We start from the raw sequence: 16,871 nt of genomic DNA, 5'->3' as shown, positions 1-16,871 counted from the left end.
GCTCGCGCCCCGGTATGCCCTGCGCACGCGTCTGCTCCGCGTGCGGCAACGGCCCGACCGGGTGCGCGGCCCCGGCCCGCCACCGACGATCCTCCCACGTCCGGAGGTACGGGCCGGAATCGGTCCGCTGGCCGGACAGGGTGCGGGGGGCGCCGGGGACCGCCTCCGGCGGGCGCGGGGATGCTCCGCTGTCAGCCGCCGGCGAGGGCGCGCTCCCCGGCGGACCGCATCGCCGCGAGCGGTACCGACGGGCTGCCGGTCATCTGCTCCACCTGGAGCACCGCCTGGTGCAGCAGCAGGTCGAGGCCGCTGACGACGGCACCGCCGTGTGCCGACCAGCGGGCGGCGAGCGCGGTCGGCCACGGGTCGTAGAGCACGTCGAAGAGGGTCGCGGGCATCTCGGGTACGGCGGCGGCGAGCGCGTCGGTGGTACCGGCCGGGGTGGTGGAGAGGACCAGCGGGGCGCGCAGCGCCTCCTCGGCGTCCGCCCAGTCGGCGATGCGCACGCCGACGTCCAGCCGCTCGGCCCAGCCCCGCATCTCGGCGGCGCGGGCCTCGCTCCGCACGTAGACGGCGATCTCGCCGGTGCAGATCCGGGCGAGCGCGGCCAGGGCGGAGGAGGCGGTGGCACCGGCGCCGAGGATGGCGGCGGTCTCGGTCTTCTCGATGCCGTGCTCGCGCAGGGCGGCGACCATGCCGGGGATGTCGGTGTTGTCGCCGGTCCTGCGGCCGTCCCGGGTGAGGACCACGGTGTTCACCGCGTCCACGGAGGCCGCCGTGTCACTGATCCCGTCGAGCAGCGGGATCACCGCCCGCTTCAGCGGCATGGTGAGCGACAGCCCCGCCCATTCGGGGCCGAGCCCCTCGAGGAAGCCCGGCAGCGCCGCCTCGTCGACCTCGAAGCGGTCGTACGTCCAGCCTTCGAGGCCCAGCTCCGCGTAGGCGGCGCGGTGCAGTACCGGGGAGAGGGAGTGGGCGATCGGGGAGCCGAGCACAGCTGCCCGACGGGGCTCAGTTGCCCGAGCTGGCATCGAACTTTTCCTTCAGCTTCAGGAACTCGTCGTGGGTCTTGGCGAACTCGGTCTTGCTCACGCCGTCGGTGGCCACGAAGTAGATCCAGCCGTCCTTCGTGGGGTTCAGCGCCGCTTGCAGGGCCTCTTCGCCGGGGTTGCCGATGGGTCCGGGCGGCAGGCCCCGGTTGGTGTAGGTGTTGTACGGGTCCATGTTGCTGTTGATCTCGGACTCGCTGATGTGGATCTTGCTCTGACCCATCAGGTAGTTGAAGGACGAGTCGAACTGGAGCTTCTGGTTGGTCTCGGTGTTGGTGGGCTTGAGCCGGTTGTAGATCACTTCGGACATCATCCGGAAGTCGTCGTGCGTCTTGCCCTCCGCCTGCACCAGGCTGGCGACCGTGAGCAGCTGCCACGGTCCGTCGAGTCCGAGGCCCTCGGCCTTCTCCGCCAGGCCGATCCGCTCGTACTGCTCGTCGGCCCGCGCCACCATCTGCTTCAGCACCTCCGCCGGCTTCTGGCCCTTGGCCGCCGAGTAGCTCGACGGGTAGAGGAAGCCTTCGAGCGGGTCCTTGACGTTCTCGTGGTTGAGCGCCCAGTCGGGCAGACCGAGGCTCTTCCACTCCGTCTTGGCCACCTTGGCCGTGGTGCCCTGGGCCACTCCGAGCTGCTTGTCGATCATCTTGTAGACGTCGACGTTGCGTTTGCCCTCGGCGATGATCAGGTTGCTGCGGCTCTTGGGGCTGAGCAGGAGTTCGACCGCGCTCTCGGCCGACATCTCCTTCTGCAGCGTGTAGGCGCCGTCCTGGATGCTCTTGCCGCGGGGGTTGCTCTGCTGGGCGGCGATGAAGGCGTCGACGCTCTTCACCACGCCCGCGCGCTTGAGCTCCTGGCCGATCGTCGAGCCGCCGGCTCCCTTGGGGATGGTGACGGTCACCTGCTCGCCGTTGCCCTCGCCCGCGTAGTCCGGAGCCGCGCCGAAACGATCCTGGTAGAACTGGAAGCCGAAATATCCGACTCCCGCCACGCCGCCGCCGAGAACCAGGCAGACCACGAGGCACGCGACTCCGTTGCGTCCCTTCTTGGGCTTGCCGCCCCGTCCGCCCCGGCGGTCACCGCGCCCGCGACCGCCCGCGTCGTCGTCCTCCCCGTCCGCGGCCCCGCCCGCGAAGAAGGCGTGCTCCCCCTGGTCGGGGCCCGGGTCCCAGTCGTCCTGCCGCGGCTCGGGATCGGCGCGCCGACGGCCGGGCGGCTCGGGGGGCGGGTACGCCTCCGGGGTGCCGTAGAAGTCGGGCTGCTCCGCGTCGAAGGCGGCCGGCTGCGGACCGTAGGGGTCCGACGGGTCGGCGGGGTACTGCGCGGGGGGATGCGCGCCGGTGTCCCAGCCACCCTCGCCGTAGCCCTGCTGCTGGTGCTGGTGCTGCGGCTCATGCTGGTGCTGGTGCTGGTGCTGGTGCTGGTGCTGCTGGGACGCGTACTGCTGGTCGTACTGCGGCCGGCCGTACTGGTCGTACTGCGGCTCGGGATGCTGCTGCCCGTACGGGTCGTACTGCGGCTGCTGACCATAGGCGGACTGACCGCCGTCACCCCAGTCGCCGTACTGCTGCTGCGACTGCTGCTGCTCCGGATACTGCTGTGGCTGGCCGCCGTAGGGGGACTGCTGACCCGTGTGGGCCTGCTGTCCGCCCCATCCGCCGTCCCCGTACAACGGGTCCTCCGGATGCCACGGTTCGGAGCCTGGGCCCCGGCCATACTCAGTCATCGATCCCCTAGAGCCGCGAGGCGACGGGGCGTGCCCGGCCTGACAGGGAGGGCCGGCTTCCGTTCCGCCTCTTGCTGTGCGGTGGCTGTTCGAATGCCTCCGCATCGCGCGGAACGTTACCGTATCGCGATCAGATGACCACTTCGACGCCCTCGCCGGGCGCTCTGCCTGACACCCGTTCGGATTCCAGTGCCTGCTGGAGGATGATCACAGCGGCGGCCTGGTCGATGACGGACCGGCCCTTCTTGGACTTCACCCCCGAGGCACGCAGTCCCTGACCGGCCGTCACCGTCGTCATCCGCTCGTCGACGAGACGCACCGGGACGGGTGCGATGCCGCGGGCCAGCTCCTGGGCGAAGCCTCTGACCTTGACCGCGGCCGGGCCCTCGCCCCCCTTGAGGGAGCGAGGGAGCCCGACGACGACCTCGATCGCCTCGTACTCCTCGACCAGCTGCCTGAGGCGGCGGTGCGCCGCCGGGACGTCGCGGCCGGGGACGGTCTCCACCGGGGTGGCGAGGATCCCGTCGGGGTCGCACGAGGCGACCCCGATCCGGGCGTCGCCCACGTCGACGGCGAGGCGGCGGCCCCGGCGCAGCGCCGGGGCGTCCTGCTGGTCGGCGCTCACTTGGCGGTGTCCGCCACGAGACGCTCGACGGCGTCGACGGCGTCACCGATGGCGGCCGGGTTCTGGCCGCCGCCCTGGGCGACGTCCGGCTTGCCGCCACCGCCGCCGCCGAGCGTCTTGGCGGCGGTGCGGACCAGGTCGCCGGCCTTGAGACCGCGCTCACGGGCGGCCTCGTTGGTGGCGATGACCGTCAGCGGCTTGCCGTTGACCGTCGTGAACAGGGCCACGACCGCGGCCCGGCCGCCCTGGATGCGGCCGCGCACGTCGAGGACCAGCTTGCGCAGGTCGTCGGCGGTGGTGCCGTCCGGCACCTGACCGGTGACCAGGGCGATCCCGCGGACGTCCTTGGCGGACTCGGCGAGACCGGCGGCGGCCTGGAGGACCTTCTCCGCGCGGAACTTCTCGATCTCCTTCTCGGCGTCCTTCAGCTTGCCGAGCATGGCGGAGACCTTCTCCGGCAGCTCCTCCGGGCGCCCCTTGATCAGCTCCTGGAGCTGGGCGACGACGGTGTGCTCACGGGCGAGGAAGTTGTAGGCGTCCACGCCGACCAGGGCCTCGATGCGGCGCACGCCGGAGCCGATGGAGGACTCGCCGAGCAGCTTCACCAGGCCGAGCTGGGCGGTGTTGTGCACGTGGGTGCCGCCGCACAGCTCCTTGGAGAAGTCGCCGATGGTCACGACGCGCACGCGCTCGCCGTACTTCTCGCCGAACTCGGCGATGGCGCCCTGCTTCTTGGCCTCGTCGATGCCCATGACCTCGGCCTGGACGTCGAGGTCGCGGGCGAGCACCTCGTTGATCTTCTGCTCGACGTCGGTCATCACGGCCGTGGGCACGGCGGAGGGCGAACCGAAGTCGAAGCGGAAGCGGCCGGGCTGGTTCTCGGAACCGGCCTGGGCGGCCGTCGGGCCGAGCGCGTCGCGCAGGGCCTGGTGGGTGAGGTGGGTGGCCGAGTGGGCACGGGCGATGGCCGTGCGGCGGCGGCCGTCGATGGAGGCGTGGGCCTTGGCGCCGACGGTGATCTCGCCGACCTGGACGACGCCCTTGTGGACGTAGACGCCCGGGACCGGCTTCTGGCAGTCGCGGACCTCGATGACGGCACCGGTGTCGACCTTGATCCGCCCGGTGTCGCCGATCTGGCCGCCGCCCTCGGCGTAGAACGGGGTGCGGTCGAGGACGATCTCCACCTCGTCGCCCTCGGTGGCCGCCGGGGAGGAGGCACCGTCGACGAGGATGCCGACGATCGTCGACTCGCTCTCGGTGTCGGTGTAGCCGATGAAGTCGGTGGCACCGGCCTGGTCGGCGATCTCGCGGTAGGCACCGACGCCGGCGTGGCCGGTCTTCTTGGCCTGGGCGTCGGCCTTGGCGCGCTCGCGCTGCTCCTTCATCAGACGGCGGAACCCGTCCTCGTCCACGGAGAGGCCCTGTTCGGCGGCCATCTCCAGGGTGAGGTCGATCGGGAAGCCCCAGGTGTCGTGGAGCAGGAAGGCCTTGTCCCCGGCGAGGACGCTGCCACCGGCGGCCTTGGTGTCGCTGACCGCGGTGTCGAGGATGTTGGTGCCGGCCTTCAGCGTCTTCAGGAAGGCGTTCTCCTCGGCGAGGGCGACCTTCTCGATCCGCTCGCGGTCGGTGATCAGCTCGGGGTACTGCTGCCCCATCATCTCGATCACGACGTCGATCAGGTCCTTGACGACCGGACCGGTGGCGCCGAGCAGGCGCATGTTGCGGATGGCGCGGCGCATGATGCGACGCAGCACGTAGCCGCGGCCCTCGTTGCCGGGGGTGACGCCGTCGCCGATGAGCATCACGGAGGTGCGCATGTGGTCGGTGACCACGCGCAGGGAGACGTCCGAGGCGTGGGCGTCGCCGTAGGCCACGCCGGTGAGGTCGGTGGCCTTCCTGATGACGGCCATCGAGGTGTCGATCTCGTACATGTTCTGCACGCCCTGCAGAATCATGGCGAGCCGCTCCAGGCCGAGGCCCGTGTCGATGTTCTGGCTCGGCAGGTCCCCGAGGATCTCGAAGTCCTCCTTGCCGATGCCCTCGCCCCGCTCGTACTGCATGAAGACGAGGTTCCAGATCTCCACGTAGCGCTCGTCGTTGACGGCGGGGCCGCCCTCGACGCCGAAGTCGGGGCCGCGGTCGTAGTTGATCTCGGAGCAGGGACCGCAGGGGCCGGGGACGCCCATGGACCAGTAGTTGTCCTTCTTGCCGAGGCGCTGGATGCGCTCGGACGGGACACCGACGACGTCGTGCCAGATGCGCTCGGCCTCGTCGTCGTCCTGGTAGACGGTGATCCACAGGCGCTCGGGGTCGAGGCCGTAACCGCCCTTGTCCTGGGCGCTGGTGAGCAGCTCCCAGGCGTACTTGATGGCGCCTTCCTTGAAGTAGTCGCCGAAGGAGAAGTTGCCGCACATCTGGAAGAACGTGCCGTGGCGCGTGGTCTTGCCGACCTCTTCGATGTCGGGGGTGCGCACGCACTTCTGCACGCTGGTGGCGCGGGCGAAGGGCGGCTTGACCTCACCGAGGAAGTAGGGCTTGAAGGGCACCATGCCGGCCGGGACCAGGAGCAGAGTCGGGTCGTCCGCGATGAGCGACGCCGAAGGGACGACGGTGTGACCGCGCTCCTCGAAGAAGCTCAACCAGCGGCGACGAATCTCGGCCGACTCCATCAGTGGTCCTCATTCCGGTTGTACGAGTCCGTCGTCCTGACGTCGACGACGGACTTGGGGTTGTTGCGGTTCTCGATGGTGCGGTTCTCGATGGCGGCGCGGCGCCGGGACGCGGGGAGTTCACCGTCGACGGGGGCGTTCAGCCCGAGCGCGTCGTCCAGTTCGGCCTCCCGCTGGGCCATGTTCTCCCGGACGTCGAGTGCGAAGCCCACCGCGCGGTCCCTCAGCCGGGTGCCCGCGTCGAGTGCCTTGTTCGCCGCGGTCGCGGCGAGGCTCTCGGGGGTCAGCTGCTTGAGCTTCCGGTTGACCTTGGTGGTGGCCCAGACTCCGGCGGCGACACCGGAGCCGAACCAGAAGGTACGGCGGAACATCGCTGGATCAGTCCTTCTTCCGCTTCGTCCGCCGCGCGGCCGGGATCGTACGGCCGACGATCACGGTGCGCCGCGGCTCCTTGGCCGGGCCCGCGGGGCCCTCCTTGCGACCGCCGAGTGCCCGGCGAACGCCGTAACCGAACGCGGCGACCTTGACCAACGGCCCGCCGAAGGTGGAGGCCACGGTGGTGGAGAGCGCGGAGGCGTTCGACGTGACCTCCTGGACGTCCGTGGCGATCGCGTCGACCCGGTCGATCTGGGTCTGCGCGGAACGCACCGCCGACGAGGCGTCGGCCAGCAGGGGGACGGCCTGGTCGGTGACGTCCGCCACCAGCTTGGTGGTCGCCCTGAGCGTCTGGGCCAGTCTCGCCAGTGCCACGGCGAGGAAGGAGACCAGGATCGCCCAGAAGACGGCCACCAGGATTCCGGCCACCTCGCCACCGGACACTGTGCACCCGCTCCCTGGAAGTCGTGCCTGAACATCGGGAAAAGTCGTGCACCGAGCCTATCGCGCCGGGCGCGAAGCTCCGTACCGGATTACCGCCCGCGGCCGGGGGCGTACGGCGGAGGCGCGTGAACCGATTGTACGGAGTGAATACGGTTCAGTACGCTCTGTGTTCCATGCGAGACCATCGACGCGACGGCATCCCGCACGGCAACCTGCCGCTGGAACTCGACGCCTTCGTGGGGAGAGCGGCGGAACTCGCCGCACTGGCCGGTGCGCTGGACTCCGGTCGACTGGTGACCGTGACCGGGACCGGCGGGGTCGGGAAGTCGCGCCTGGCGGCGAGGGCGGCCTCGCGGTGCGCGCCCCGGGACGGGGTGTGGCGGGTGGATCTGGCGCCGGTGCGCGACGAGGAGTTCGTCGACTACGCCGTCGTGGAGGCGCTGGGGCTCACCGACCACACGACCCGGCTGCCGCGCGAGACGCTGATCGCCCACCTCGCCGAGCGGGAGCTGCTGCTGGTCCTGGACGGGGTCGAGCACCTGGTGGACGCCTGCGCCGCGCTCACGGCGGAACTGCTGGGCCGCGCGCCGGCCCTCCGCGTGCTGGCGGTGGGCCGCAGACCGCTGGGGGTGCCCGGGGAGCGGCTGATACCGCTGGCGCCGCTGCGGCCGCATGAGGCGGTGGAGCTGCTGACGGTGCGGGCCGGGCAGCGGCACCTGCCGGGCGGGCACGACGCCGCGTCGGTGGAGGGCGACGAGGAGGTACGCGAGCTGTGCCGGCGCCTGGACGGGATTCCGCTGGCCATCGAGCTGGCGGCCGGGCGGCTGGACGCGTTGTCGCCCGGCCAGGTGCTGCGCCGGCTGGACGACCGGTTCCGCCTGCTGACCGGCGGCGACCGTACCGCTCTCCCCCGGCACCGGACGCTGCGCACGGCGATCGGCTGGAGCCACGAGCTGTGCACGCCGCAGGAGCGGCTGCTGTGGGCGCGGCTGTCGGTGTTCGCCGGGCCGTTCGACCTGGAGGCGGCCGAATACGTGTGCAGCGGGGAGGGCCTGGCCGCCGACGACGTCCTGGACGTGCTCTCCGCACTGCTCGCCCAGTCCGTGCTGACCCGTGAGGAGACTCCGGCCGGGGTGCGCTACCGGATGCTCGACACGGTGCGGGCGTACGGCGCCGACTGGCTGGAGGCGACGGGTGACGCGGCGCGGCTGCGCAGGCGGCACCGGGACTGGTACGTGGGCCTGGCGACCTGGTGCGAGCTGGAGTGGTTCTCGCCACGCCAGCGGGAGATCGCCGTGCGGGTGGACGCGGAGCTGCCCAACCTGCGCAACGCGCTGGAGCACTGCCTGACCGAGCCGGACGAGGCGCACCTGGGCCAGTACCTGGCGGGCGCCCTCTGGTTCCACTGGGTGGGCTGCGGACGGCTGTCGGAGGGGCGGCGCTGGCTGGAGCAGGCGGTGCGGCTGGACGCGGAGGGCACGGCGGGCGAGCAGTCCCGGCTGAAGGCGCTGTGGGTGCTCGGCTACGTGGCGATCCTGCAGGGCGACACGGTGCCCGCGCTGGCGGCGCTGCAGGAGTGCCGGGAGGAGGCCGAGCGGTCGGCGAACCCGACGGCGGTGGCCTACGCGGAGCACCGCACCGGCTGCCTGGCCCTGGTCACGGACGACATGCAGCGTGCGGAAACGCTGCTGCGCTCCGCGCTCGACCGCTATCGGGAGATCGGGGAGCTGAACAGCAACGTACTGATGGGCCAGGTGGAGCTGGCCATGACGCGGGCCTTCCAGGGCGATCTGGCGGACGCCGTGCGTCTGTGCGAGGACGTGCGCCAGGTGTGCGAGGACCACGGGGAGCGCTGGGCCCGGGGCTACGCCCTGTACGTCCTGGCCTACGCCGCCTGGAGCGAGAGCCGGCCGGAACGAGCCCGCGAGCTGCTCACCGACTGCCTGAGCGGCGCCCACCGCTTCCGCGACCAGCTGGGCTCGGTGCTCGCGGTGGAACTGCTGGCCCTGGTCACGGTGGCGCAGGGCGATCCGGCGGAGGCCGCGGTGCTCCAGGGCGCGGCCGGGCGGATGTGGCCGTCGGTGGGGCTGCCGCTGTTCGGCTCGGCGCACTACAACGCGCCCCACGAGCTGTGCGAGGCGGCGGCGCGGGAGCAGCTGGGCGACGAGCGGTACGAGGAGTGCGTACGGCACGGGGCGCGGCTCGGCCGTCGGGAGGCGGTGTCGCGGGCGCTGCGGCGGCCCGGGGCCCCGCTGCCGGTGCCGCGCGGCGCGGGGCGGCGCGCCAAGGCGGGCACGCGTACGGCGAAGCCCGCCGCCTCACCCACCCGGAAGGGCGAGGAGACGACGGGCTGAGTACCGCTGGTACTGCGCCGGGGCTGGGATCAGCGGGCGTAGTACTCGACGACGAGCTGCTCGTCGCAGATCACCGGGATCTCCTTGCGGTTCGGCTCGCGGTCCAGGCGGAACGCCAGGGCCTTGAGGTTCACCTGGAGGTAGCGCGGGGTCTCGCCGTCGGGGGCGAAGCCACCCTCACGGGCGATGGTGAAGAGCGTCTTCTCCTTGGAGCGCTCGCGCACCTGCACGACGTCGTCCGGGCGGACACGGAAGGACGGCTTGTCGACCTTCTGGCCGTTGACCTGGATGTGGCCGTGGACGACCATCTGGCGGGCCTGGTAGATCGTGCGGGCGATGCCCGAACGCAGGACCAGCGCGTCGAGGCGGCGCTCGAGCTCGATGACCAGGGCCTCGCCGGTCTTCATGTTGGTCTTGGAGGCGCGCTCGTAGGCGCGGACGAGCTGACGCTCGCTGAGGTCGTACTGCGCGCGCAGACGCTGCTTCTCGAGCAGACGGACCTTGTAGTCCGAGTTCTGCTTGCGGCCGCGGCCGTGCTCGCCCGGCGGGTAGGGGCGGGCCTCGAAGTACTTGACGGCCTTCGGGGTCAGCGCGATGCCGAGGGCACGCGACTTCTTGACCTTGGGGCGGGGCTGGTTCGCCACTGTGTGTCTCTTTCCTGGATTTCCGGCTTGTCAGGGTTGAGGGAGGTCGCAATCCGCAGCCGGGGAAACCCGCCGGGTCCGCGTGGGACCTGTCGGGCAGCCGCTCCCCTGGTCTGGGCACATACGTGCAGCACGCGAGTGGCCCACCGACCGCTCCCGGAACTCCGGGTGGTGGTGGGCTGCCCGCGACACCTATCGACGGTGCGCGACGCTCCTGGAACCCGCTGAGGGCTCCGGCCGGTTGTCCCGTTCTGACTGCACGGGACTCGGCACTCCGGGCGAGTCTACAGGTTGCTCAGCTCCGCTTGCGACCGAGGTGTCCGCGGGTCCACTCGACGGCGTCCGCGTACCGGGCCTCGGCGCCGTGCCGGGTGGGCTCGTAGTAGGTGCGGTCCTTCAGCTCGTCCGGGGCGTACTGCTGGGCGGCGATGCCCTCCGGGAGGTCGTGCGGGTACACGTAGCCCTGTCCGTGACCGAGCTTGCCCGCTCCCTTGTAGTGGCTGTCCCGCAGGTGCGACGGCACGGGACCGGCGAACCCCTTGCGTACGTCCTCCAGGGCGGCGCCGATGGCGGTGGTCGCCGCGTTGGACTTGGGGGCGAGCGCGAGGGCGATGGTCGCGTGGCTCAGGGTGAGCGCGGCCTCCGGGAAGCCGATCATCGCGACGGCCTGGGCGGCGGCGACGGCGATCGGCAGCGCGTTCGGATCGGCGAGGCCGATGTCCTCGCTGGCGGAGATCATCAGACGGCGGGCGATGAACCGGGGGTCCTCGCCGGCCTCGATCATGCGGGCCAGGTAGTGCAGGGCGGCGTCCACGTCGGAGCCGCGGATGGACTTGATCAGGGCGCTGGCCACGTCGTAGTGCTGGTCGCCGTCGCGGTCGTACTTCACCGCGGCCCGGTCGACCGTCTCCTCCAGCGTGGTGAGGGCGATCTCCGTCTCGCCCTTGTCCAGCGCGGCCCCGGCGGCGGCCTCCAGCGCGGTCAGGGCGCGGCGGGCGTCGCCGCCGGCGATGCGCAGCAGGTGCTCCTCGGTGTCCCCGGGCAGGCCCACGGTGTCCTTCAGGCCGCGCTCGTCGGTCAGGGCCCGGCGGAGCAGGCCGCGGACGTCGTCGTCGGTGAGGGGTTCGAGGGTGAGGAGGAGGGAGCGGGAGAGCAGGGGGGAGATCACCGAGAAGTACGGGTTCTCCGTGGTGGCGGCGATCAGGGTGACCCAGCGGTTCTCGACGGCCGGGAGCAGGGAGTCCTGCTGGGCCTTGCTGAAGCGGTGGATCTCGTCGAGGAAGAGGACGGTCTCCTTGCCGTACCCGCCGACCGCGCGGCGGGCGCCGTCGATGACCGCGCGGACCTCCTTGACGCCCGCGGTGATCGCCGACAGCTCCACGAAGCGCTTGTTGGTGGCCTTGGAGACGACGTACGCCAGGGTGGTCTTGCCGGTGCCCGGCGGGCCCCACAGGATGACCGAGGACGGCCCGGCGGGACCGGACGCGCCCTCGCCGACCAGGCGGCGCAGGGGCGAACCGGGCTTGAGCAGGTGCTGCTGGCCCACGACCTCGTCGAGGGTGCGCGGGCGCATCCGCACGGCGAGGGGACTGCCGGTCGGGTCCTTCTCCTGGCGTTCTTCGGCTGCGGCGGTGAACAGGTCGGGCTCCACGCTTGAACCCTAGTTCACCGCACCGACAACGCGACGGGCGCCGTCGAAGGCCGACGGCCGGCCCGTCAGCTGGTCCAGAAGTCCCACCAGCGGGTCAGGATCATCATGCCGACGATGCCGATGTGCAGCACCGGCAGGACCCAGGTGAACTCGCCGAAGAAGCCCTTGAGCCAGGTCGGCGCCGGCAGGAAGCCCTTGCGGACGTTGAAGGACGTCACGTACCAGAACATGATGATCGTGGCGACCCAGGCCAGGCAGCACCACAGGCACAGCGCGTTGATCCGGTACAGGGACTGGAACTGCAGCCAGGTGCAGAATCCGACGCCGAAGAGGGTGCCCGCGTTGAAGGTCAGCCAGTACCAGCGCGGGAAGCGCGCCCCGGCGAGCAGGCTCATGCCGACGCAGACGACGATGCCGTAGGTCACCAGGCCGAGCACGGGGTTGGGGAACCCGAAGACGGCGGCCTGGTCGCTCTCCATGACGCTGCCGCAGGAGACGACGGGATTGAGGCTGCACCCGGGCGTGAAGGTGGTGCCCGCGACCTTCGCCTCGAGCAGCTTGAACTTGTCCAGCGTGATGACCCAGGCGGCGAGCACTCCGGCCGCGCCGGTGATCACCAGCAGCAGGGCCAGGGCGCGGCTGCCGCCCTCGGCCCGCGAGGCTCCGGCGGTGGGTTCCGGCGCGGACTCCGCCACGGTGGAGACGTCCTTCACTGTCGTCTTGCTCATCACGCCGATTCCGTCACTTGAGTCGGACCTGCTTCGGGCAGGGCCATTGTGCCGTACGACCCTGTATGGCCACCGTTCGATGAACATAAGAACGCACCGGCGATCGCCCCGGAGAGTTGCGTTCCGGCCGATTCCCGTTCCCCGGGGGCACACGCGGACGAATGCGCGTGCCCCGGGGGCGGCAGAGCCGCGGGCCCTCAGCCGAGCCGGGACTCCAGCTCCGCGACGATCTCGTTGACACCGATCGCGGTCTGCTCGCCGGACTCCATGTCCTTGAGCTGGACGACGCCCTCGGCGAGGTCGCGCTCGCCGAGGACCAGGGCGTAGCGGGCGCCCGAGCGGTGCGCCGCCTTCATCGCGGCCTTGAGGCCCTTGCCGCCGTAGGAGAAGTCGGCGGCCACGCCGTTCTTGCGCAGTTCGGTGACCTTCGAGAAGAGGACCCGGCGGGCCTCCTCGCCGAGCGGGACGGCGTAGACGGAGGTGACCGACGGGATGTCCAGCTCGATGCCCTCGGCCTCCAGGGCGAGGACGGTGCGGTCGACGCCCAGGGCCCAGCCCACGGACGGGAGGGCCGGGCCGCCGATCATCTCGGACAGTCCGTCGTAGCGGCCGCCGCCGCCCACCGCGGACTGGGAGCCCAGTCCGTCGTGGACGAACTCGAAGGTCGTGCGCGTGTAGTAGTCCAGGCCGCGCACCAGCTTGGGGTCGTCCTCGAAGACCACGCCGGCCGCCGTGATCAGCTCGCGCACCTCCTCGTGGTACGCCTTGCAGGCGTCGCACAGGTAGTCGCGCAGCAGCGGTGCGCCGGTGAGCTGCTTCTGCACCTCGGGACGCTTGTCGTCCAGGACGCGCAGCGGGTTGATGTCGGCGCGGCGCAGCGTCTCCTCGTCCAGGTCGAGGCCGCGCAGGAAGTCCTGGAGCGCTGCGCGGTAGACCGGGCGGCACTCCTTGTCGCCCAGGGAGTTGAGCAGGATGCGGAAGTCCTGCAGGCCCAGCGCCCGGTACGACTGGTCGGCCAGGATGATCAGTTCGGCGTCGAGGGCCGGGTCCTCGGCCCCGATGGCTTCGGCGCCGACCTGGGAGAAGTGGCGGTAACGGCCCTTCTGGGGGCGCTCGTAGCGGTACTGCGAGCCCGAGTACCAGACCTTCACCGGCAGGTTGCCCGCCTTGTGCAGGTTGGCCTCCAGGACCGCGCGCAGCACGGGGGCCGTCGTCTCCGGGCGCAGCGCCAGACGGTCGCCGCCCTTGGTCTCGAAGACGTACATCTCCTTGGTGACGATGTCGGTGGACTCACCCACACCGCGCGCGAAGAGTTCGACGTTCTCGAAACCGGGCGTCTCGATGTAGCCGTAGCCGGAGTTGCGCAGCGGGGCCGCGATCGCCTCGCGGACCGCCAGGAACTTGGCGGAGTCGGGCGGCAACAGGTCGTACGTGCCCTTGGGGGCCTTGAAGGTGCTCACGGAGGGTCTCGTCACATTCCTCGTCGGGGAGCCCCGGGGGCTCTGTTCCCTTGGCGGCCGGCGGCCACTTCCCGCAAGTACGGGTTGGTGGCGCGCTCCTGGCCGATGGTCGTCTGGGGGCCGTGCCCGGAGAGCACCACGGTCGAGTCGTCGAGCGGCAGGCACACGCGTGCCAGGGACTCGAGCATGTCGTCCATGGAGCCACCGGGGAAGTCGGTGCGTCCGATGGAGCCGGCGAACAGCAGGTCGCCCGAGAACATGATCGGCGGGATGTCCGCCGCCTCGGGCAGGCCGAAGGTCACCGACCCCTTGGTATGGCCGGGGGCGTGCGCGACCGTCAGCTCCATGCCGGCCAGCTCCAGCCTGGTGCCGTCGGTCAGCTCCTTGACGTCGTCCGGCTCTCCGACGGTCAGTTCACCCATGAGCGGCATGCCGATGGACCGGCCGATCCCCTTTTCGGGGTCGCTCATCATGAAGCGGTCCTCGGGGTGGATCCAGGCCGGCACGTCGTGCGCGCCGCAGACCGGGACGACCGAGGCGACGTGGTCGATGTGGCCGTGGGTGAGGACGACGGCGACGGGCTTGAGCCGATGCTTGGCGAGTGCTTCCTCGACCCCCTGTGCGGCCTGGTGGCCCGGGTCGATGATCACGCACTCCTCACCGGCGGCGGGGGCGACGAGATAGCAGTTCGTCCCCCAGGCCCCGGCGGGGAACCCGGCAATGAGCACGATCGTCCTTCGTTTGTGGCGGTACGGGTGGGCTTGCGAACGGGCCGCGCCCATGGTCAGAGCCTACCGGCGGTGCCGTTTCCTCAGCGAACCCATATACGGTACGGGGCTACACGCCCACGGTCGGCTCATCGCACGCACGCGTACCGGTCGGCACTCGAAGACGCATGAGGAGAGAACCCGGTGGTCACCCAGGAGCAGCGGCGGCGTCAGCTCGCCCGGGAGAAGTTCTTGCGGCAGCAGCAGCGACGTACCTCCGCTCGACGCAAGGCGCGCATGCGCAACGCCGCTATCGCGTCGGTGCTCGGCGTGATTCTGATCGGCAGTGTCGCGCTGTACACGACCGGGGTGGTCCTGGGCGACGACGACACGAAGTCGAACGCGAACGCGGAGGTCACCCCGAGTGCCTCGGCGAGCAGCAAGGCTCCGGACCCGTGCGAGAAGCCGGCCGCGGGCAAGGTCAAGACGCAGACCTGGAAGAAGGAACCTGCGATGACCGTCGACAAGTCGGCGAAGTACGCGATGAAACTGGCCACGACCTGCGGCGACATAGACATCGCCCTGAAGGCGTCGGCGGCCCCGCACACCGTCAACTCGTTCAGCTTCCTGGCCGGCAAGGGCTTCTTCGACCACACGCCGTGCCACCGGCTCACCACCAACGGGATCTTCGTGCTCCAGTGCGGCGACCCGACGGGACAGGGCAACGGCGGCCCCGGCTACACCATCCCGGACGAGAATCTGAAGGACAAGAGCCTCAAGAAGAACACGTACCCGGCGGGCACGGTGGCGATGGCGAACACCGGCCAGCCGGGCTCCGGTGGCAGCCAGTTCTTCCTCGTGTACCAGGACAGCCCGCTGCCCCCAAGCTACACGCCGTTCGGCACCATCTCGGACGACGGCATGAAGGTGCTGAAGAAGATCGCCGCCGCCGGTGAGAGCACGGGAGCGGGCGACGGAGCGCCCAACGCGACGGTCGTGATCGACAAGGCGACCGTCGCCAAATCCTGACCCTCATCAGCGGAAGTTCGGTCGCGCGGGATGCGGACAGGCCACCCGCCGGTCGCCTATGTTGGCCGTGACGAAACTGTGGACGATGCCCGGGGGTAGCGAAGCCCTCCGCAGGCATCATGTGGAGGAGGCGCTGTGAGCAGCGACCCGTGGGGCCGCGTCGACGAGACGGGGACCGTGTACGTGCGTACGGCCGACGGCGAGCAGGTCGTCGGTTCCTGGCAGGCAGGCTCCCCCGAGGAGGCGCTGGCCTATTTCGAGCGCAAGTACGAAGGCCTGGTTGTCGAGATCGGCCTCCTCGAGAAGCGCGTGAAGACCACCGACCTGTCGGCGAAGGACGCCCAGACGGCCATCGACCACCTGCGTGAGCAGGTCGACGCGCATCACGCGGTCGGTGACCTGGACGCCCTGCGGGCCCGGCTGGACAAACTCGTGGAGCTGGTCGACAAGCGCCGCGAGGAGCGGAAGGTCCAGCGGGCGAAGCAGTCCGACGAGGCGCGCGGCGCCAAGGAGGCACTGGTCGCCGAGGCCGAGGAGCTGGCCGGGTCCGACCAGTGGCGGGCGGCCGGTGAGCGGCTGCGCTCGCTGGTCGACACCTGGAAGGGGCTGCCGCGGCTGGACCGCAAGTCCGACGACGAGCTGTGGCACCGCTTCTCGCACGCCCGGTCGGCGTTCTCCAAGCGCCGCAAGCAGCACTTCGCGCAGTTGGACGCGCAGCGCGAGGACGCCCGGCAGACCAAGGAGCGGCTGGTCGCCGAGGCCGAGGCGCTGTCGAACTCGACGGAGTGGGGGCCGACGGCCGCGCGGTACCGCGACCTGATGTCCGAGTGGAAGGCCGCGGGTCGCGCCCAGCGCGAGCACGAGGACGACCTGTGGAACCGCTTCCGCGGTGCCCAGGACGTCTTCTTCGCCGCCCGCAGCTCGGTCTTCGCGGAGCGCGACGCCGAGCAGACGGAGAACCTCAAGCTCAAGGAGGAGCTGGCCGAGGAGGCCGAGAAGCTCCTGCCGGTGACCGACCTGAAGGCGGCCCGCGCCGCGTTCCGTTCGGTCAACGAGCGCTGGGAGGCCATCGGCCACGTACCGCGCGACGCCCGGCCGAAGGTCGAGGGCCGGATGCACGCGGTCGAGCGGGCGCTCCAGGAGGCCGAGGAGAGCGAGTGGCGCCGGACGAACCCGGAGGCACGCGCGCGTGCCGAGGGTCTGACCGGTCAGCTCCAGTCGGCCGTGGACAAGCTGCGTTCCCAGATCGAGCAGGCACGCGCCCAGGGCAACAACGCCAGGGCCGACAAGCTCCAGCGTGAGCTGGAGGGCCGACAGGCGCTGCTGGACCAGGCGCTGAAGGGGCTGCACGAGTTCGGCGGCTGACCCGCACGACGAAAGGGGCTCCGGTACGCGTCGCGTACCGGAGCCCCT

General features: G+C 70.9%; 14 protein-coding genes. 3 read left to right on the top strand and 11 right to left on the bottom strand.

What is annotated here, in order from left to right:
* Positions 1-191: 191 nt before the first annotated feature.
* The 6 genes from ACGF5T_RS16660 to ACGF5T_RS16635 all read right to left on the bottom strand — a co-directional run bounded on the left by ACGF5T_RS16660 (position 192) and on the right by ACGF5T_RS16635 (position 6,885).
* Positions 192-1,031 carry a shikimate dehydrogenase gene (locus tag ACGF5T_RS16660; RefSeq protein WP_366768995.1) on the bottom strand — a complete coding sequence of 280 codons (840 nt, stop codon included), beginning with the start codon at positions 1,029-1,031 and terminating at the stop codon, positions 192-194.
* Positions 1,012-2,772: an endolytic transglycosylase MltG gene (gene mltG / locus ACGF5T_RS16655; RefSeq protein ID WP_366768996.1), complete on the bottom strand. Its 1,761-nt coding sequence runs from the start codon at positions 2,770-2,772 to the stop codon at positions 1,012-1,014. Before mltG ends, ACGF5T_RS16660 begins: the two co-directional genes overlap by 20 nt.
* Positions 2,773-2,902: 130 nt before the next feature.
* Complete coding sequence (gene ruvX, locus ACGF5T_RS16650; RefSeq protein WP_356605691.1) at positions 2,903-3,397, bottom strand: Holliday junction resolvase RuvX; 495 nt, start codon at positions 3,395-3,397, stop codon at positions 2,903-2,905.
* Complete coding sequence (gene alaS, locus ACGF5T_RS16645; protein ID WP_356605693.1) at positions 3,394-6,066, bottom strand: alanine--tRNA ligase; 2,673 nt, start codon at positions 6,064-6,066, stop codon at positions 3,394-3,396. Before alaS ends, ruvX begins: the two co-directional genes overlap by 4 nt.
* Positions 6,066-6,437, bottom strand: coding sequence for a hypothetical protein (locus ACGF5T_RS16640; RefSeq protein ID WP_366768997.1), 372 nt, complete (start codon positions 6,435-6,437; stop codon positions 6,066-6,068). The genes alaS and ACGF5T_RS16640 overlap by 1 nt, the downstream gene beginning before the upstream one ends.
* A gap of 7 nt (positions 6,438-6,444) precedes the next feature.
* Positions 6,445-6,885 carry a DUF948 domain-containing protein gene (locus tag ACGF5T_RS16635; RefSeq protein WP_356605697.1) on the bottom strand — a complete coding sequence of 147 codons (441 nt, stop codon included), beginning with the start codon at positions 6,883-6,885 and terminating at the stop codon, positions 6,445-6,447.
* A 173-nt stretch (positions 6,886-7,058) separates the two neighbouring features.
* On the opposite strand from ACGF5T_RS16635, the gene ACGF5T_RS16630 reads away from it, so the two are divergent.
* Positions 7,059-9,239, top strand: a complete 2,181-nt coding sequence (locus ACGF5T_RS16630; RefSeq protein ID WP_366768998.1) for a regulator — start codon at positions 7,059-7,061, stop codon at positions 9,237-9,239.
* Positions 9,240-9,268: 29 nt separating this feature from the next.
* Here ACGF5T_RS16630 and rpsD read toward each other — a convergent pair whose 3' ends face one another.
* The 5 genes from rpsD to ACGF5T_RS16605 form a co-directional block, all read right to left on the bottom strand.
* Positions 9,269-9,883 (bottom strand): 30S ribosomal protein S4, encoded by a 615-nt coding sequence (gene rpsD, locus ACGF5T_RS16625; protein ID WP_003977321.1) that lies wholly within the window; start codon positions 9,881-9,883, stop codon positions 9,269-9,271.
* A gap of 295 nt (positions 9,884-10,178) precedes the next feature.
* Positions 10,179-11,534, bottom strand: a complete 1,356-nt coding sequence (locus tag ACGF5T_RS16620) for a replication-associated recombination protein A (RefSeq protein WP_356605701.1) — start codon at positions 11,532-11,534, stop codon at positions 10,179-10,181.
* A 65-nt stretch (positions 11,535-11,599) separates the two neighbouring features.
* Positions 11,600-12,262 (bottom strand): vitamin K epoxide reductase family protein, encoded by a 663-nt coding sequence (locus ACGF5T_RS16615; protein ID WP_356605703.1) that lies wholly within the window; start codon positions 12,260-12,262, stop codon positions 11,600-11,602.
* A 197-nt stretch (positions 12,263-12,459) separates the two neighbouring features.
* Complete coding sequence (gene hisS, locus ACGF5T_RS16610) at positions 12,460-13,722, bottom strand: histidine--tRNA ligase (RefSeq protein WP_356605705.1); 1,263 nt, start codon at positions 13,720-13,722, stop codon at positions 12,460-12,462.
* 11 nt (positions 13,723-13,733) lie between these two features.
* Complete coding sequence (locus ACGF5T_RS16605) at positions 13,734-14,450, bottom strand: MBL fold metallo-hydrolase (protein ID WP_356605707.1); 717 nt, start codon at positions 14,448-14,450, stop codon at positions 13,734-13,736.
* 183 nt (positions 14,451-14,633) lie between these two features.
* Between ACGF5T_RS16605 and ACGF5T_RS16600 the strand changes: the two genes are divergently transcribed.
* Together ACGF5T_RS16600 and ACGF5T_RS16595 are read left to right on the top strand one after the other, a co-directional pair.
* Entirely contained in the window at positions 14,634-15,458 is an 825-nt protein-coding gene (locus tag ACGF5T_RS16600) for a peptidylprolyl isomerase (RefSeq protein ID WP_356605709.1), read from the top strand.
* A gap of 135 nt (positions 15,459-15,593) precedes the next feature.
* Positions 15,594-16,823 carry a DUF349 domain-containing protein gene (locus ACGF5T_RS16595; protein WP_356605711.1) on the top strand — a complete coding sequence of 410 codons (1,230 nt, stop codon included), beginning with the start codon at positions 15,594-15,596 and terminating at the stop codon, positions 16,821-16,823.
* The last annotated feature ends 48 nt before the right edge of the window (positions 16,824-16,871 follow it).

The sequence above is a fragment of the Streptomyces sp. NPDC047853 genome (assembly GCF_043204535.1).
Taxonomy (GTDB): domain Bacteria; phylum Actinomycetota; class Actinomycetes; order Streptomycetales; family Streptomycetaceae; genus Streptomyces.
The sequence above is the reverse complement of the archived record's forward strand: the minus strand, read 5'-3'. Positions and strand labels throughout refer to the sequence as shown.

Coding starts and splice junctions, on each gene's coding strand:
- mltG (WP_366768996.1), bottom strand. CDS start 2,772: ATGACTGAGTATGGCCGGGGCCCAGGCTCCGAACCGTGGCATCCGGAG.
- ACGF5T_RS16630 (WP_366768998.1), top strand. CDS start 7,059: ATGCGAGACCATCGACGCGACGGCATCCCGCACGGCAACCTGCCGCTG.
- ACGF5T_RS16660 (WP_366768995.1), bottom strand. CDS start 1,031: ATGCCAGCTCGGGCAACTGAGCCCCGTCGGGCAGCTGTGCTCGGCTCC.
- ACGF5T_RS16640 (WP_366768997.1), bottom strand. CDS start 6,437: ATGTTCCGCCGTACCTTCTGGTTCGGCTCCGGTGTCGCCGCCGGAGTC.
- alaS (WP_356605693.1), bottom strand. CDS start 6,066: ATGGAGTCGGCCGAGATTCGTCGCCGCTGGTTGAGCTTCTTCGAGGAG.
- ACGF5T_RS16615 (WP_356605703.1), bottom strand. CDS start 12,262: ATGAGCAAGACGACAGTGAAGGACGTCTCCACCGTGGCGGAGTCCGCG.